Source organism: Bordetella sp. N (assembly GCF_001433395.1).
GTDB lineage: Bacteria > Pseudomonadota > Gammaproteobacteria > Burkholderiales > Burkholderiaceae_B > Bordetella_C.
Genome location: NZ_CP013111.1, coordinates 1,070,261 through 1,085,995 on the forward strand (window position 1 = coordinate 1,070,261; position 15,735 = coordinate 1,085,995).

Annotated in this window: 14 protein-coding genes; 4 read left to right on the forward strand and 10 right to left on the reverse strand. The window is 63.7% G+C overall.

What is annotated here, in order from left to right; genetic code table 11:
• Positions 1–7: 7 nt before the first annotated feature.
• On the reverse strand, positions 8–979 hold the full coding sequence (locus ASB57_RS04645) for an AraC family transcriptional regulator (RefSeq protein ID WP_057650970.1): 972 nt from the start codon (positions 977–979) through the stop codon (positions 8–10).
• A gap of 121 nt (positions 980–1,100) precedes the next feature.
• Between ASB57_RS04645 and ASB57_RS04650 the strand changes: the two genes are divergently transcribed.
• The gene (locus ASB57_RS04650) at positions 1,101–2,144 is read left to right on the forward strand and encodes an aldehyde reductase (protein ID WP_057650971.1); all 1,044 of its coding nucleotides are present in this window, start codon (positions 1,101–1,103) and stop codon (positions 2,142–2,144) included.
• Positions 2,145–2,152: 8 nt separating this feature from the next.
• Here the strand turns inward: ASB57_RS04650 and ASB57_RS04655 are convergent, their stop codons facing one another.
• A complete protein-coding gene (locus ASB57_RS04655) occupies positions 2,153–3,202 on the reverse strand; it encodes a lactonase family protein (protein ID WP_057650974.1) in 1,050 nt (349 codons plus the stop codon).
• 13 nt (positions 3,203–3,215) lie between these two features.
• Positions 3,216–4,208, reverse strand: coding sequence for a tripartite tricarboxylate transporter substrate binding protein (locus tag ASB57_RS04660; RefSeq protein ID WP_057650975.1), 993 nt, complete (start codon positions 4,206–4,208; stop codon positions 3,216–3,218).
• A gap of 95 nt (positions 4,209–4,303) precedes the next feature.
• Between ASB57_RS04660 and acnA the strand changes: the two genes are divergently transcribed.
• On the forward strand, positions 4,304–6,940 hold the full coding sequence (gene acnA, locus ASB57_RS04665) for an aconitate hydratase AcnA (protein ID WP_082621378.1): 2,637 nt from the start codon (positions 4,304–4,306) through the stop codon (positions 6,938–6,940).
• A gap of 39 nt (positions 6,941–6,979) precedes the next feature.
• Here acnA and ASB57_RS04670 read toward each other — a convergent pair whose 3' ends face one another.
• The 3 genes from ASB57_RS04670 to ASB57_RS04680 form a co-directional block, all read right to left on the reverse strand.
• The gene (locus ASB57_RS04670; RefSeq protein WP_057650977.1) at positions 6,980–7,975 is read right to left on the reverse strand and encodes a tripartite tricarboxylate transporter substrate binding protein; all 996 of its coding nucleotides are present in this window, start codon (positions 7,973–7,975) and stop codon (positions 6,980–6,982) included.
• Between the two features lie 73 nt (positions 7,976–8,048).
• Positions 8,049–9,113 (reverse strand): isocitrate/isopropylmalate dehydrogenase family protein, encoded by a 1,065-nt coding sequence (locus tag ASB57_RS04675; RefSeq protein WP_057650978.1) that lies wholly within the window; start codon positions 9,111–9,113, stop codon positions 8,049–8,051.
• A 19-nt stretch (positions 9,114–9,132) separates the two neighbouring features.
• Positions 9,133–9,546, reverse strand: a complete 414-nt coding sequence (locus tag ASB57_RS04680) for a cupin domain-containing protein (protein ID WP_057650979.1) — start codon at positions 9,544–9,546, stop codon at positions 9,133–9,135.
• Between the two features lie 126 nt (positions 9,547–9,672).
• On the opposite strand from ASB57_RS04680, the gene ASB57_RS04685 reads away from it, so the two are divergent.
• Entirely contained in the window at positions 9,673–10,560 is an 888-nt protein-coding gene (locus ASB57_RS04685; RefSeq protein ID WP_057655911.1) for a GntR family transcriptional regulator, read from the forward strand.
• Positions 10,561–10,604: 44 nt separating this feature from the next.
• The gene (locus tag ASB57_RS04690; RefSeq protein ID WP_057650980.1) at positions 10,605–11,177 is read left to right on the forward strand and encodes an HD family hydrolase; all 573 of its coding nucleotides are present in this window, start codon (positions 10,605–10,607) and stop codon (positions 11,175–11,177) included.
• A 35-nt stretch (positions 11,178–11,212) separates the two neighbouring features.
• Here ASB57_RS04690 and ASB57_RS04695 read toward each other — a convergent pair whose 3' ends face one another.
• The 4 genes from ASB57_RS04695 to ASB57_RS04710 all read right to left on the reverse strand — a co-directional run bounded on the left by ASB57_RS04695 (position 11,213) and on the right by ASB57_RS04710 (position 15,653).
• The gene (locus tag ASB57_RS04695; protein WP_082621970.1) at positions 11,213–13,645 is read right to left on the reverse strand and encodes a TonB-dependent receptor; all 2,433 of its coding nucleotides are present in this window, start codon (positions 13,643–13,645) and stop codon (positions 11,213–11,215) included.
• A 104-nt stretch (positions 13,646–13,749) separates the two neighbouring features.
• On the reverse strand, positions 13,750–14,727 hold the full coding sequence (locus tag ASB57_RS04700) for a FecR domain-containing protein (RefSeq protein ID WP_057650981.1): 978 nt from the start codon (positions 14,725–14,727) through the stop codon (positions 13,750–13,752).
• Positions 14,728–14,746: 19 nt separating this feature from the next.
• The gene (locus tag ASB57_RS04705; RefSeq protein ID WP_197424957.1) at positions 14,747–15,298 is read right to left on the reverse strand and encodes a sigma-70 family RNA polymerase sigma factor; all 552 of its coding nucleotides are present in this window, start codon (positions 15,296–15,298) and stop codon (positions 14,747–14,749) included.
• Between the two features lie 55 nt (positions 15,299–15,353).
• Positions 15,354–15,653, reverse strand: coding sequence for a hypothetical protein (locus ASB57_RS04710; protein ID WP_057650982.1), 300 nt, complete (start codon positions 15,651–15,653; stop codon positions 15,354–15,356).
• Between the last annotated feature and the right edge of the window lie 82 nt (positions 15,654–15,735).

Below are 15,735 nucleotides of genomic sequence, written 5' to 3' on the forward strand. Positions count from 1 at the left end.
GTGCGGTTCAATCAACACCAACGCTAACCCGCGCCTCCCGCCGATAGACATTCGGCGCTTTCCCCGTCACCCGCTTGAACGCATTGCTGAACGCGCTCTCGGACGTGTACCCGAGCGACAAAGCGATATTCCCGACCGGTGTGCTTTCTTCCCTCAAGGCCCGTTCGGCCAGATGCATGCGCCAATCGGTCAGATACGCCAGTGGCGTCACCCCCGCGATCGCTTTGAAGTGAAAGGCGAACGTGGTGCGGGACATCGCGCACGCCGCGGCGAGTTCTTCCAGGTGCCACGCGCGTGCGGGTTCGCCGTGCATCAGGCGCAAGGCCGGGGCGATGCGCGGGTCGCCCAGCGCCCGTAGCCATCCCGCTGGCTTGGCTTCGGCGGTTTTCGCATGGGCGCGCAATATCTGGATGAACAGCAACTGCGCAAGATGCGCGGATGCCAGTTGCGTGCCGGGCCGATCGACCGTCTGTTCTTCGACCAATTGCTCCAGCAGAAAACGGAAGGTCGCCGCTTGCGGGGACGCCGCGGGAATCTGGATCCAGGGCGGCAGCACATCGGCGAGTAGCCGGCCGCTGGCGGGATCGAGCAGGACGTGGCCGCCGATTTGGGCGAAGTCATCGCCGTTCCCCACATGCACCTTCGTCTTGCCGGCGCCGGAAAACACGCTCATCGCGTCGACAGGCACGATGTCTGGATCGCTGGCCAGCACGAAGGACCTTGGCGCTGTCAGCAGCCCCACGTCACCGGCTTCGAAACGTATCGGCTCTTCCTCTCCATCCAGCAGCACCCAGCAGTGTCCCTTCACGATGGCGAAGAACTTGATCTTGGTCGGGACAGGAAAGCGCAAGGCCCAGGTGCCACCCGCCGTGAAGCCGCCAGTGACTAGCGATTCGGCATTGGTGAGCTTGAGGATGTCGGAAAAGGGATCAGCGGTCATGGTCGAACTATCGCGCAAGTATGGCGCACTATAAAGCATTCACAGTACGAATGCGGGCCGATACGATTCTGGTCTCGGGCAAGCGCTGTCTCAAAAGGGTCTCGGTCACGAACTGATCGCCAAGCGCGCGCTTGTTTGACGAACCCATCGGAAAATCCACATGAATCACACACAAGAAGAGTTGGTGCTCGTCACCGGCGGAACCGGCTTCATCGCTCAGCATTGCATCCTGGCCTTGCTGGCAAAGGGCTACCGTGTGCGCACCACCGTCCGTTCGCTGTCCCGCGAAGCCGAAGTGCGCTCGAATCTGAAGGAGGGCGGCGCGGAGCCGGGTGAGCGCCTGTCCTTCGTCCTTGCCGATCTTGGCGACGACAAAGGTTGGGCCGAAGCCGCGGCAGGTTGCACGTATGTCATGCACGGCGCGTCGCCCACCCCGACGGGGACTCAAGCGAGCGAAGACGATTGGATCAGGCCGGCCGTGGACGGCAATCTACGGGTGTTGCGCGCGGCGCGCGACGCTGGTGTCCGGCGCGTGGTGCTGACATCGGCGTTCGGCGCGATCTGCGCCGGGCACAAGTCCATGACCCGGCCGTTCAACGAGACGGACTGGAGCGACCTGACCGGTGACGTGTGGCTCTACCAAAAATCGAAGACGCTCTCCGAACGCGCGGCGTGGGAATTCATCGAGCGCGAGGGAAAATCGCTGGAACTGGCGGCGATCAATCCCGTCGGGGTGTTGGGTCCGGTGCTGGGCCCCGATTACTCGCACTCGATTCGGATCATCACGAATATGCTGAACGGTCAGCCAGGTTGCCCGAAGATCAATTGTGGCTTTGTGGATGTGCGGGACGTGGCCGACCTGCATCTGCGCGCGATGACCGATCCCGCCGCGAACGGCCAACGTTTCCTGGCGACCGGCGGCACAAGCCTGTGGTTGGTGGAAGTCGCGCGAGTGTTGAAACACCGCATGGGCGCCGCCGCGGGCAAGGTGTCGACATGGGTAATGCCGAACTGGCTGGTGCGAATGACAGCACGGCGCAATCCGGTCATGAAGGGCGTTGTTCCCTTGCTTGGCGTCAACATGAATTCCACGAGCGAGAAGGCAATAAGCATGCTCGGATGGAAGCCCCGGTCCCAGGAGGACGCCATTGTGGCAACCGCCGAAAGCCTGATACGGCTCGGCTTGCTTGGCGGTTCGAAGTAGCGATCCACCTACGCGAACACCATACAAACCGGACTCCCACACCCATACTCCCGTCCAGCCGCCGCAAGCAAGCCAGTCTCCGCATCCACCGCGAAGCACACCACCGTATCACTATCCTCATTCAGCGCGAACAAGAACCGGCCGTCCGGCGCCAGGGTAAAGAAACGCGGCGTCTTGCCGCCGGACAATGTCGCGCCAACGAAGGCCAGTTCACCGCTATCCGGCGCGATGCGGAAGACGGCTATGCTGTCGTAGCCGCGATTCGATGCGTAAACATAACGCCCATCGCCGCTGACCTGGATAGACCCCGCGCGGCTATCACCCGTGTAGGACGACGGCAGCGTGGGCAGGATCTGGCGCGGAAGCAGCTGGCCAGTGGCCACATCGAAGCGATAAGTCGTCACCGTGGAGTCCAGTTCATTCACGCAGTACGCCACCGGCAGCAACGGGTGGAAGGCGACGTTGCGCGGACCGGCGGTCTCCCGCGTTGACACGCTCAAAGCCCCGGCTTCGTGCAAACCCCCGTCGGAGAAGCGGAAGCTGAAGACTTTATCCAACCCCTTATCCGGAACGATCACATAACGCCCGGACGGATCGAAGAAAGTGAAATGCGGCTTGGCCTGCTTCTGCTCGACCCGATGCGGTCCCGGCGTCCCTTCGATTTGCACCAGCTGCGCTAGCGGCAACAGCGAGCCGTCATCTGCAATAGGCAGTACCGCCAGGCTGGCCCCGATGTGGTTGCAGACCATAAGGTGACGGCCCGTCGGATCGATGGCCAGGTGGACGGGATTCTTACCCTGCGTGGATTGCCGGTTGATAAAGGTCAGCTGGCCGCTGCCAGGTTCGATCGCGAAAGCGCTGACCTCGCTCATGTCGCCATGAACGGTATAAAGCCGATCCTTGTTCGCGCTGATGGCGAGAAACGACGGGTTGATCAGGTCTTGCACCACTTGCACCAGCGTCAATTCCGCAACCAAGGGTTCGTAGCGATAGACACTGATGCCTTCGCCGCGAGCGTTGCGCTCGCGGGTGGTCCGGCTTCCGATATAGGCATACATCAGGCGATCCTGCTCATTCCGCGGTGATATGGGCATGTTCCACAATGGCCTGATATTGCTTGCTCTGCGCCCGGATGAAATCCTGGAACGCCGACGGCGTCATCACGTCCACTTCGCCGCCTTGCTCCGACAGTCGCCGCGCCAGATCGGGGTCTTTCAGCGCGGCTGAGATTGCCTGGTTCACTTTGTCGATGACAGCCGCCGGTGTCTTGGCGGGCGCGAATACGCCGAACCAATTACTCAAGTCGTAAGACTCCAGACCAGCCGTCTCTGACAGGGCAGGAATGTCTTGCGCGAAGGGGGCGCGCTTGGCGGACGTGACGCCCAGGGCACGCACTTTGTGCGACTGGATGAAGGGCAGGGCCGCCGCATAACTGACGAAGGTCAGGTCGACGTTGCCGCCAGTGACATCCGACAACTGACCCGACGCGCCCTTGTAGGGCACATGCACCATGCTCACCCCCGCGATGGATTCCAGCAATGCGCCATTCAAATGCTGGGGATTGCCGACGCCGCTGGACGCGTAACTGACCTTGCCGGGATGCGCCTTGGCATATTGCACCAGCTCGGCCATCGTGGACGCCTTGATCGAAGGGCCCGCCACCAGCACATTGGGTACGCGCGAAACCAGGCTGACCGGCGCCAGATCCCGGTCCGGACGATAGGACATCCGGTCCTTGTAGACGTAGGGATTGATCGCGGTCTCGCCGGCGGACCCCAGCAGCAGGGTATAGCCGTCAGGCGCCGCCTTCGCCACATAGGCCGCGCCCAGCATGCCGCTGGCGCCCGGCTTGTTCTCCACGATGATGGTCGCCTTCAAGGTGTCGCGCAGCTTCTCGCCAAGCAGCCGCGCCATGACGTCCACGCCGCCACCCGCGGAAAAGGGCACGATCAGGGTCACGGGCTTGGACGGGTAGTCCTGGGCATGTGCGCCGGCCGATACAAGGATCGCGCCTAGCGTGGCCACGACGGAAAGCGCCCGACGGGGAAGGGATTGCAAGAACATGGTGTCTCCGGAACAGATAAGTGCGCTTGGTCTTGGGGTATTCCTGTATTTCCGCGCAATTGAATTTTAAGACTTGAAAATGCAATAATGCTGCTATGGGAAACACCTATGCCGACCTCACGTCCACGCTTGCAATTGGGGACAGTCTCTACACGATCACCGATCTGCAGGCCGTGGCCGGTCCCTTGCTGCCGCGGCTGCCGGTGGTGCTGCGCCTGATGCTGGAGAACGTCTCGCGCAATACGCAGGGCGCGGAGCGTGACGAGGCCGTGCGGGCCTTGCTCGACTGGCTGGAGGAGGGCCGCAGCGAGGCCGAGATTCCTTTCCAGCCCGCGCGCGTCCTGATGCATGACACGACAAGCACGCCGGCCCTGGTCGACATCGCCGCCATGCGGGATGAGCTGGCCGAAGCGGGCGCGGACCCCGCGTCCTTGAGTCCGCTGCTGCCGGTGGAGGTGTCCGTCGATCACTCGCTGGCGGTCGAGGCCTATGCGCGGCCGGACGCCGCCGACATCAACATGTCCTACGAGATCCGCCGCAACCAGGAGCGCTATCGCTTCTTGCGGTGGGCCTCACGGTCGCTGGACGGAGTAAATATCAACCCACCGGGTACCGGCATCATGCACACCATCAATCTGGAGCAACTGGCCACGGTGGTGACGACGTCGGTGGATGCCGAGGGCAGGCACTGGGCCGCGCCGGACATGATGATCGGTACCGACAGCCACACGCCCATGATCAACGGCATCGGCGTGCTGGGCTGGGGCGTGGGGGGCCTGGAGGCGCAGACGGTGATGTTCGGCATGCCGACCATGCTGCGCATTCCCGACGTGATCGGGGTGGAGTTGACGGGCAGTTTGCAGCCGGGCGCCACGGCGACGGATCTGGCGCTGACCGTCACGCAACGCTTGCGCGGCATCGGCGTGTCCGGCGAATTCGTCGAGTTCTTCGGACCCGGTGTCGCCACGCTGACGGCCGGTGAGCGCAGCGTCGTCGCCAATATGGCGCCCGAGTACGGCGCGACCACGGGGTATTTTCCGGTTGATGACCAAACCTTGGCATATCTACGCCAGACAGGCCGGCCCGAGGCGGCCATCGAAATGGTGCGCGCCTATATGCAGCGCACGGGCCTGTGGTTCGACGCTCAGGCGCGGCCGCGTTATACCAAGACCCTGACCATCGCCTTGGACAAGATAGGCATGCACGCCGCGGGCCCGCGCCGGCCGCAGGATCTGCTGCTGCATTCGGACATCCCGCGGGTATTGGGCGAGCAAGGCTTCGAGCCGGCCACCGGCAGCAATTTGCCGGCTTTCCCGATTGCCATCGCCGCCATCACCAGTTGCACCAATACCTCCGATCCCGCGCTGCTGATTACCGCCGCGCTCGTCGCCCGCAAGGCGCGCAAGTTCGGCTTGAAGGTGCCGCCGTGGGTGAAGACGTCCTTGGGGCCGGGGTCGCCCGCGGCCGCTGCCTACCTGGCGCGGGCCGGTTTCATCGAGGACCTCACCGCGGTGGGTTTCGATATCGTCGGCTACGGCTGTACGACCTGCATCGGTAACTCGGGACCGCTGCCGGACGTCATCGCCGCCGCGGCCAAGGCGCGGCAGATACGTCCGGTCGCCGTGCTGTCCGGCAACCGCAATTTCCCTGGACGCATCCATCCGGACCTGGATTTGGGTTTCCTGATGTCGCCACCCTTGGTGGTGGCCTACGCGATTTCGGGTGATGCAAGTCGCGCGCTGGAACAGGAGCCGGTGGGGTACGCGCCAACTGGCGCTGCCGTTTATCTGAACGATCTGTGGCCGTCGCGGACCGAGGTCGACGAAGCGCTGGCGCAAGCCATCGACCCCACGGATTTCAAACGCTGCTTCGAGATTGCGCAGCGCAATCCGCTGTGGCATCAGTTGGAAGTCGGCGACGACGCGCGCTTCGCGTGGGATCCCAAGTCGACGACTTTACGCCGGCCGCCGTTCGCTTCGCTGAAGTACGGCAGTCAATTGGGCACGTACAGCGCCTACCCGTTGTTGATCGTCGGCGACGACATCACCACGGACCATATCTCGCCGGCTAGCGCGATCCCGCCCGATAGCCTGGTGGCCGATTTCCTGGTCGAGCGAGGCGATGCGCGCGATGACTTGAACGTGTTCGCCTCCCGCCGCGGCAATTGGGAAGTGATGATGCGCGCGGCCTTCCATAGCAAGACCTTGCGCAACGAACTTGCCCCGGATGCCCCGGTGGCCCACACCCTGCATGTGCCTTCGGGTGAAATCCTTCCTATCTGGGAGGCCGCGGACCGTTATCGCGACGCGGGCCTGTCGACCGTGCTGGTGGCCGGCGAACGCTACGGCACGGGGTCTTCGCGCGATTGGGCGGCCAAGGGCCAGCGGCTGCTGGGTATTCGCGCGGTGTTGGCGTCCAGCTTCGAGCGCATCCACCGCTCGAACCTGATCGGTATGGGCATCCTGCCGTTGCGCTTTCCTGCGGGTGTCGGACCGGCGCAACTGGACTTGCAGCCTGGGGATCGCATCACGGTCCACGCGGAGTCCATTCAGCCGCGTTGTGCGGTTGAGGTGAAGATAGAACGCGGGAGTGCCGGCCACGACGGCGGGAGCGTCGAAACCCTCGCCATGGTGGCCGCCGTGGAAACGCAACTCGAAGTAGAGCTATTGGCGAATGGTGGCGTGATTCCCACCATCCTGCGTCAACGTCTGCAAACCGCTGCCCGGGCGTAATCAACAGTCGATCAACCTTCGATCAACCCCGATCAACCCCTAATCCACCGTCACCTTCGCGCTCTGCACCACCGCGCGCCAGCGTTCCGATTCCTTGGCGATGAAGGCGCTGAAGTCCTTCGGGCTGCCCTTGGCCGGAACCGATCCCAGCTGCGCCAGGCGCTCGTGCGTTTCCGGCTCGTCCAGGATCAGATTGAGCTGTTCGTTCAAGTACGTGACGATGGGCGCGGGTGTGCCGGCGGGCGCCAGCAATCCGTACCAGACGGGCGCATCGAAGGCCGGATAGCCAGCCTGGGCGAAGGTGGGCACGTCCGGGAGTCCGGACAGCCGTGCGGGCCCCGTGACCGCCAGGGCGCGTACCTTGCCGCCTGCGGCCTGGGGCAGGGCCGATGGCGCGGTATCGAACATGGCCTGGATCTGACCGCCCATCAGGTCCACCATCGCCGGGCCGCTGCCTTTGTAGGGCACGTGGGTCATGTCCAGCTTGGCCACCGTCGAGAACAGCTGGCCGGCCAGATGGACCGATGTCCCGGTCCCGCCTGAGCCATAGTTCACCTGCCCGGCATGCGCCTTGGCGTAGGCGACGAAATCCTTGACATCCTTCATTCCGCTGGCGGCACTGACCAGCAAGACCGTGGGCGATGTCGCGATCTGGCCTATCGGTGCGAAATCCTTGGCCACGTCGTAGCGCAGCTTGGGATAGATGTAGGGGTTGATCGACAGGGTGACCTGGCCGAACAGCAGCGTGTACCCGTCGGCGGCGGCACGTGCCGCATATTCATTGCCGATGTTGGTGCCGGCGCCGGGACGGTTGTCGATGATGATGTTGCCGCCGGTGCGCGCGTTCAGGCGCGAGGCGATATAACGCGCGATGTTGTCGCTGCCGCCACCCGGTGCGAAAGGCACGACCAGGGTGATGGGACGGCCGGGATAGCCGGACGGGCCCTTGCCCCCATTAGCCGCGCTGGCCGTATGAGCGAAAGCGGTGAAATTCAGGGCGGTGGCCAGCACCGTGCCCAGGACCAATGAACGCATCGTTGTCTCCTCGTAAGGGCGGGAGCAGGTCTGCTGCCTGCTTCCTCGCCTTGATCTCGTGATGTCAGGTAAATCAGATTCCTTTCGCAACGGCCGCGGCGAAAGCCTGGGTGCCGATCTTCCCGCCGATATCCGGCGTGCGGGTCGCCGGATCGGCGAGCACCGCGTCCACCGCCGCATGGATGGCCTGGCCGGCGTCGGCGTAGGTGGGCAGGGCGCGCTGTTCGCCCAGCCATTCGAGCAACATGGCGACGGACAGGATCATGGATGTCGGGTTGGCCTTGTCCTGCCCCTGGATGTCAGGCGCGGAGCCATGCTGCGCCTGTGCGCAGCAAAGCTTGTCGCCCGCCATGATGGACCCCGCCAGTCCCAGGCTGCCGGACAGCTCGCTCGCCAGATCGGAAAGAATGTCGCCGTAGAAATTTTCTGCGACCAGCACGTCGAAACGTTCGGGGTTGCGAACCAGGTGGGCGGTCGATGCGTCGACCAGCATGTCGTCCAGGGCGACGTCCGGGAATTCTTCAGCGACCTTGTGGGCGCATTCCAGGAACAGGCCATCCGTCATATGGAAGCTGTTGGCCTTGTGGATGGCGGTGACCTTCTTGCGGCGTTTGCGCGCCAGTTCGAAAGCGCGGCGGGCGATTCGTTCGCTGCAATGGCGGGTGATCTTGCGCACCGACAGGGCCATGTCCGGCGAGGGCATCATTTCTGCCCAGCCGCGCGTCATGTTGCGGTCTGGATAAAACCCCTCGGTGGCCTCGCGCATGATCACCAGGTCCATGGTCCTGCCTTCGCGCATATTGCTGGGAATGCTCGGGCGGGTGCGGGCCGGGCGCACGTTGGCGTACAGGTCCAGGATCACCCGGAAAGCGCCGGAGATATTGCGGCCGCCTTTTTCCGGGGCAGGGTAGTCGGCGTGCGATTGCGTGCCCAGGATGATGCCGTCGTAGTCGCGCGCGCCCTGCAGCACGTCTTCCCGCAGGGTGGTGCCGTGTTTTTCGAGGCTGACGAAACCCACCTCCTGATAATCGAAGGACAGGTCGAGGGCGTAACGGTGATTGGCGGCTTCGAGGACAGCGACGGCTGCCTGGACGATTTCCGGACCGATGCCGTCGCCGGGTAGAACGAGAAATTTCATGGTGGTGTCTGCTCAATGCCTAATTGGCGTGCTCGGCGGCGATCGGGCGGGTTTCGCCGCTCTCGACCAGGGTGCGGGTGGCGTCCTGTGACCCATAAATCCAGAGGATTTTCATGGGCTCGGTGGCGGACGCATTGCGAAACCGATGCGGCACGTTGGGGGGAATGAAAGTGACGTCCTGCGGCTTCACGACGAATTCCTCGCCGTCGATATCGAAGATGGCGTTGCCCTCGACCAGCATCACGCTTTCCTCGCAGTTGTGATGGTGGAAAGGGATCTTGGCGCCGCCCGCGAATTCGGTGTAGCCGGTAATGAAGGCCGTGGCGCCGACGCCCCGCGTCACGAGGGGCGTGGTGCTCGCGCCGCCGCCGCGGTCATGTTTCTTGATGGCTTCGGGTTTCAGCAGTACCGCGTTGGAAGAGGTCTTGATCATGGAAAGGGCCGCCGGAGGTTTATACTGTGGTCTTTTGTTAATTCAAAGTACCACTGTTTTCCAACAGCGCGCAAGCCCGGGAAAAACCCGGCGTGCGGGTCTGGAGGCTTGCGCTACCATCCCGGCATGGCACAGACACTGCAATCACAACTCGCCACCGACATCCTGCTGCGGATCAACGCCCAGGGCATGGCCATCGGCGCGCGTCTGTCCGAGCGCAGCCTGGCGGAGGCCTTGCGGGTGTCGCGTTCGCCAGTGCGTACCGCGTTGCGGCAGCTGGCGGACCAGGCGCTTATCGATCCTCATCCGGAGGGTGGTTTTGTCGTGGGCCAGGCCGCGCTGAAGATCAAGCCCGCGGAACTGAACGACGTGTCGCCCGACGAGGCCGTCTACCTGCGCATCGCGCAGGAGCGTCTGGACGGTCTGCTGCCTGCCCGGGTTTCCGAGAATGAATTGATGCGCCGTTATGGCGTGACCCGTAGCCAGCTGGGCGATATTCTTCGGCGCATTTCGAATGAGGGATGGATGGAGCGGCTGCCCGGCCACGGCTGGGAATTCAGCGAGGCGATGACGTCGCCCGCGGCCTATGCCCAGGCGTATCGCTATCGCATCCTGGTCGAACCGGCCTGCATACTGGAGCCGGATTTTCAGGTGGACGAAGCCGCGTTGCGGCACTGCTACGCCGAGCAGCAGGCCTTGGTAAAAGGCGAAATCGAGCGTGTATCGCCCGCGCAGATATTCGACGCCAATACGCGCCTGCACGAAACCATCGCGACCTGCTCGGGCAATGCCTTCATCCTGGATTCCCTGCGCCGGATCAATCGCGTGCGGCGCTTGATGGAATACCGCAAGGCCGTCGACCGCAAGCAGGCCTTGCGCCGCTGCGAGGAGCATCTGGTGCTTATCGATCTGCTTCTGGCGAACAAGCTGGCCAAGGCAGCCGACATGATGCGCGAGCACCTGACGGCGGCGGCCCGCGAGAAGCAGGGCAAGGTCAGCGCGTCACGACGGTGAACGCATTGCCGAGTCGCGTATCGGGCAGGATTGGGACAGGGAAAATGACGGATTTGGAAAAACAACTGGGTTTCCTGCGGGAAATCGATCGCCTCAAAAGCATCGTGCGGCAGTCGCCGCTGCTGGATCGAAGCCGCAAGGAGAATTCGGCCGAGCATTCCTGGCACCTGGCGATGTATGCCTTGATATTGAGCCAGTACGCCAGCGGTGTCGTGAATCCCAACCGGGTCATTCAGATGCTGCTGCTGCATGACATCGTCGAGATAGACGTCGGCGATTTTCCTATCCATGGCGGCTCTTCAAGCCAGGTGCAGGCGGAATTGGAGTCGCAAGCGGCGGTGCGCCTGTTCGGCATGTTGCCGGATACCCAGCGGGATGAATTCCTGGGCTTGTGGCAAGAGTTCGAAAACGCCGGCAGCGACGATGCGCGCTTCGCCAAGGCCCTGGACCGCTTTCAGCCTCTTCTTATCAACGTCTTCACCGATGGCGGAACGTGGACCGAGAGCGGGGTCTCGCTTGAACAGGTCTTCGCCCGTTATGGCCCCGCCATCAAGACCGGCGCGCCGGCGTTATGGGCCATCTGCGAACGCTGGGTGACCGAACACTTCGCCAGGTAGACGTCGACGCTGGATTCGGTCCCCCCGCATGCCGATCAGAAATCCATCGAAGCCGACAGCATTACGGTACGCGGTATGCCTTGGGAAATCGTGCCGTAGGAAGCGACCCCGGACCAGTAAGCGCGATTGAAGACGTTCAATACCGTCAGGCGCAAGGTCGTCTCTTTGCCATAGACCTTGGTGGTGTAACGGGCGCCCAGATCGAAGGTCGTCCAGGACGGCACCGACTGCGTATTGGCCTGATTGACGTACTGCTTGCCGGTATAAATCACGTTGCCGTTCAGGGACGCGCCGGGTATCCAGGGGATATCCACTTCCGCGCCAAGGTTGGCCATCACTTCCGGTACGCCCACCGCGCGATTGCCTTCATTGGCGGCCACGTTGCTCTTGGTCAGTTTGCCGTCGATATACGTCACGCCGCCGACCAGCCGAAGGCCTTTCAACGGTTCGCCGGACAAATTCAATTCCACGCCGCGATTACGCTGTTCGCCGCTCGCTTCGTAGACCGTGCCCACCAACTGGCCGCTGGGTTTGCGGATCTGGAAGGCGCTAAGCGTCACCATGGCGCTGCCCATGTCCACCTTGACGCCGATTTCCTCCTGCTTGGCCTTGTAGGGCTTGAAGGCCTCTCCCGCGTTCGAGGCGGTGGCAGGCGCGATATCGCCCTTGCTCAAGCCCTCGATATAGTTCGCATACAGCGACACGTTATCCCACGGCTTGACGACAAGCCCAGCCAGCGGGGTGACGGCGCTTTTGGCGTACGACGACGTGCGTATGCCGGTGGTCGCGTTGAAGTTGTCCGACTCGATGCGCTGCTGGCGCAGGCCCAGGGTCAGCTGGGCGCGATTTTCCAGGATGCCCAGCGTGTCGGCCAACGCGACACCCGTCAGCTGCGACGACGACACCTTGGGCAAACCAGGGCGGGCGATATTCTGTTCGGGGCTGGCGACTGGGTTGTAGATATTCGACAGCATCGCGGTGCCGGCATTATTGGCTTGCGAGACCTTGTCGCGATAGATGCTGGTCTGGAGGGACAGGTTGTGGCTGACCGGGCCCGTTTCCGCGCGGGCGCGCAGACCGACGTCGGCCGTATACCGGTTGACGCCAAAACGGGCGTTTTGAGGCGTCGCCGTGGTGTCGCCCTGCGCATTGAGTATGGTGGGTGTCTGATCCGACAAGCGGGAAACACCCGTGTGGGACCCGCCTGCATCCGCGAACACCGTCACCTTGTCGGTCAGGTCATATTCGCCATGCAGCAAGGCGGATTGCCCATGCGATTTCCACCATCCCCATGACTGGGTCACATTGCGATGGCCGTTGGGCGCGTCGGGGACTTGTATGCCCGACGCGACCAGTAGCGGACGGGTAGGCGCGTCGATGTCTTCTTCCTGGAAGATGGTATCCAGGGATGCGCGCAGGCGCTCGCCACGATAGTCCAGCGAAACCGCGCCGATGTCGGTCTTGGAATACTGCTTGTCCAGGGGCGTGTCGCCCTGGCGGTGCAGGGCGTTCACCCGAATGCCCCATTGGCGCTCATCACCGAAGCGACGGCTAAGGTCGACCTGGGCGCCCAACTGCGCGCCGGTGCCGTAGTCCGTCGTCAGCCGGGTAAGGTCTTCGGCCAGCGATCGCTTCGGCACGATATTCACGACGCCGCCCACGCCGCTATTGGGCGACATGCCGTAAAGCAGCGCCGCAGGCCCTTTGACCACTTCCGCGCGTTCGACATAGGTGCTGAACACATGGTAATTCGGCGCGATGCCATAGACGCCGTCGAACGCGACTTCGCCCAGGTTGCCTTCGCTGATCGGAAAGCCCCGAATGAAGAAGGAGTCGGTCACGCCGCCGATCTGGCCGGTAAAGCGGACCGAAGAATCCTTGGTGAGCACATCGGCAAGCGTAACGGCCTGGCGATTGGTCATGAATTCCGACGTATAGCTCGTGATGTTGAAAGGTGCGTCCATGACGTCGGTATTACCCAGCAAGCCCAACCTGCCGCCGCGCGCCACTTCGCCGCCCGCATAGGCGTCGGGGAGCGTCGCCGCGCCGACCGCGCCGCCGACCACCGCCACGGGCGCGAGTTCGGTGACGGGCGCGGTTTCCAGCACGAAGGCGCCGCGGCCATTGCGTACCGCGTGCAAGCCGGTGCCGGTCAATAGCGCGGCCAGGCCTTGCTCGGGCGTATAGCGGCCGGACACGCCCGGGCTCGCCTTGTCGCGGGCCAGGTCGGCGGAGCCCGCCAATACGATGCCGGATTCCGCGATGAATCGCGTCAGGACCGAGGTCAGGGAGCCGGCGCCGATCTGGTAGTTGCGTGCCTCCGGCGTCTGCGCCGGCGCGTGTTGCGCGTGCGAGGGCGCGGCGAATATCAAGCCGCCCAGCAATGCGGCGGCGGCATTTCCGCTCAGGGAGCGGCGGGAAAAAGCGGCGAGGGGGGCAAGGCGCGGGGTGGAGCGATTACGATTCATGGGATTCATGCGGTCGGGCTCGATTGGATGGCACAAGTACGGCTTCATCCTGTGAATCGAGTCAGCACGAATATGCGGAACCGCTGTTACAAAAAAGTGCCGCTTCAACGCGTGGCACGTAGCTCCACCGTGGTCCACCAGGGGAAGGGCTTTTCCACCTGCACCGGCAGCACGCGTGTGATCAAGGCCAGGACCTGATCGGGATCGCGCAGCGGAAATCCACCCACTACCCGCAGTGCCGCTGCCTCGGGCGACACGCCCAGATGGCCCGGCATGTAGCGGCCCAGTTCCCGCAGCAGGTCGCCCAGCGCGATATCCTCGGCCAGCAGCACGCCATTGGCCCAGGCTTCGCGCGCTCGGCTGGCCTGGCCCATATGCCATACGCCGTCGGTCCCGATGGTCACCTGCTCGCCAGTGTTGATGATCTGCTGGCGGTCGCCGTCAGCAAGCGCCACCCGGCCTTCGAAAACCGCCAGGTAGGTGCTGTCTTCGCCGTAGCGCACGGTGAAGCGCGTTCCCAGGGCGGTCATGCGCGCCGTGCCGGCGTTGACGATGAAGGGCCGGGTGGCGTCCTGTGCTGTCTGGATCAGGACTTCTCCCGTGACCAGTTCGACGCGGCGCGTTTCGGTGGTGTAGCGGACATTCAGTGCGCTGTCCGTGTTGAGCCAGACCCGCGTGCCGTCGGGTAGCGTGAGGGACTGGACCTCGCCGACGCGAGTGCGATGGTCGGCCAGATGGGCCAAGGTCCAGCGTTGCAATGCGCCTTGGCGCCAGACGGACCAGCCCAGGGTCGTTGCGAGTCCGCCCAGGGCCAGGCCGGCGATGATATGGCGGCGGCGCTGTTGCTTGCGCACGGCCTTCAGCGCGCCGATGGCGGCCTGGTCTTCCTGGCCACCCTGTAATGGGGCGAAGCGGCGGCTGACGTCTTCGACGTAACGCCATGCCGTGCGTTGTTCCTCGCCCTGATCCAGCCAGGCCTGGAAGCGCTGCTGGTCACGCTCCGAGCGCTCGCTGGAACGGGTGCTCGCGAACCAGTCGGCGGCTTCCTGAAGAATGGTGTGAGAGGGCAGTGGCGCGGCCATGGCTAGCTTGCGACAGCCTTCAGGCTTGCGCGGCGAGGGCTTGCGCTGTCGCCACTTCAAGCGACAGGCAATGCAGCATGGCCTGCGCCACGTACTTGCGCACCATGCGGTCGGACACGCCCAATTCGGCCGCGATTTCCTGGTTGCTCATGCCATAGGCCATCGCCATGATGAAGGCCTCGGCGGCCTTCCAGGGCAGCTGGCGCAGCATGGTGTCGATCTCGCACAGGGTCTCGATCACGATCGCGTGATGTTCGGCTGAGGGCTGCACCGCCTCCGCGACCGCGGCATGCGCCGCCAGCCAGGCGTCTTCGATTTCCTTGCGGCGCCAGAAATCCACGCACATGCCGCGCGCCATCGTGCTCAGGTAGGCGCGCTCGCCTTCGAAGCCGTCAAAAGCCCGCGGCCGGGTCAGCAGGCGTAGAAACGCGTCCTGCGCCAGATCCGCCGCGTCCGCGGCATTGCCCAGGCGGCGACGCAGCCAGGCATACAGCCAGCCATGATGGTCGCGGTAGAGGGCATGCAGCTGCTGCGTATGGGGGGATCGGCGACGCCCGACATGACGGCTCAAGAAAAGAGAATAAGAAGCACTCTTATTATAGGCAGCGTGCGTTGCACGCGCCAACTCAAATCTGGCGTCTGGACGGCCGGGTCGTTTCGGTCAGGCGAAACAGGGAGGGACTGCCGCGTTCGACATCCGCCACGACCAGTCCCACTCGCACCAGATCGCGCAAGGCGCGGTTCATGGTCGACAGGCAGGTCACGCCGCCCAGCTCAACAATGCGCAGCAGCAGGCCATCGCGGCTGACGGGGCGGCCGCCGGCGCGATGCAGGGCGTGGAATACCTCAATGCGCGCCATCGTGACGCGCAGCCGGTGGGCCTGCAGTTGGTGTTGAGCCAGCGAATAGTCGGCGACGTCGTTCACGGTTTATGAGGTGGGGTTCAGGCGCAGCAGGTCCGCGAAGGACGGGGGGCGGCAAGCTCGAAGGCTAGCCGTCAAAACCCGT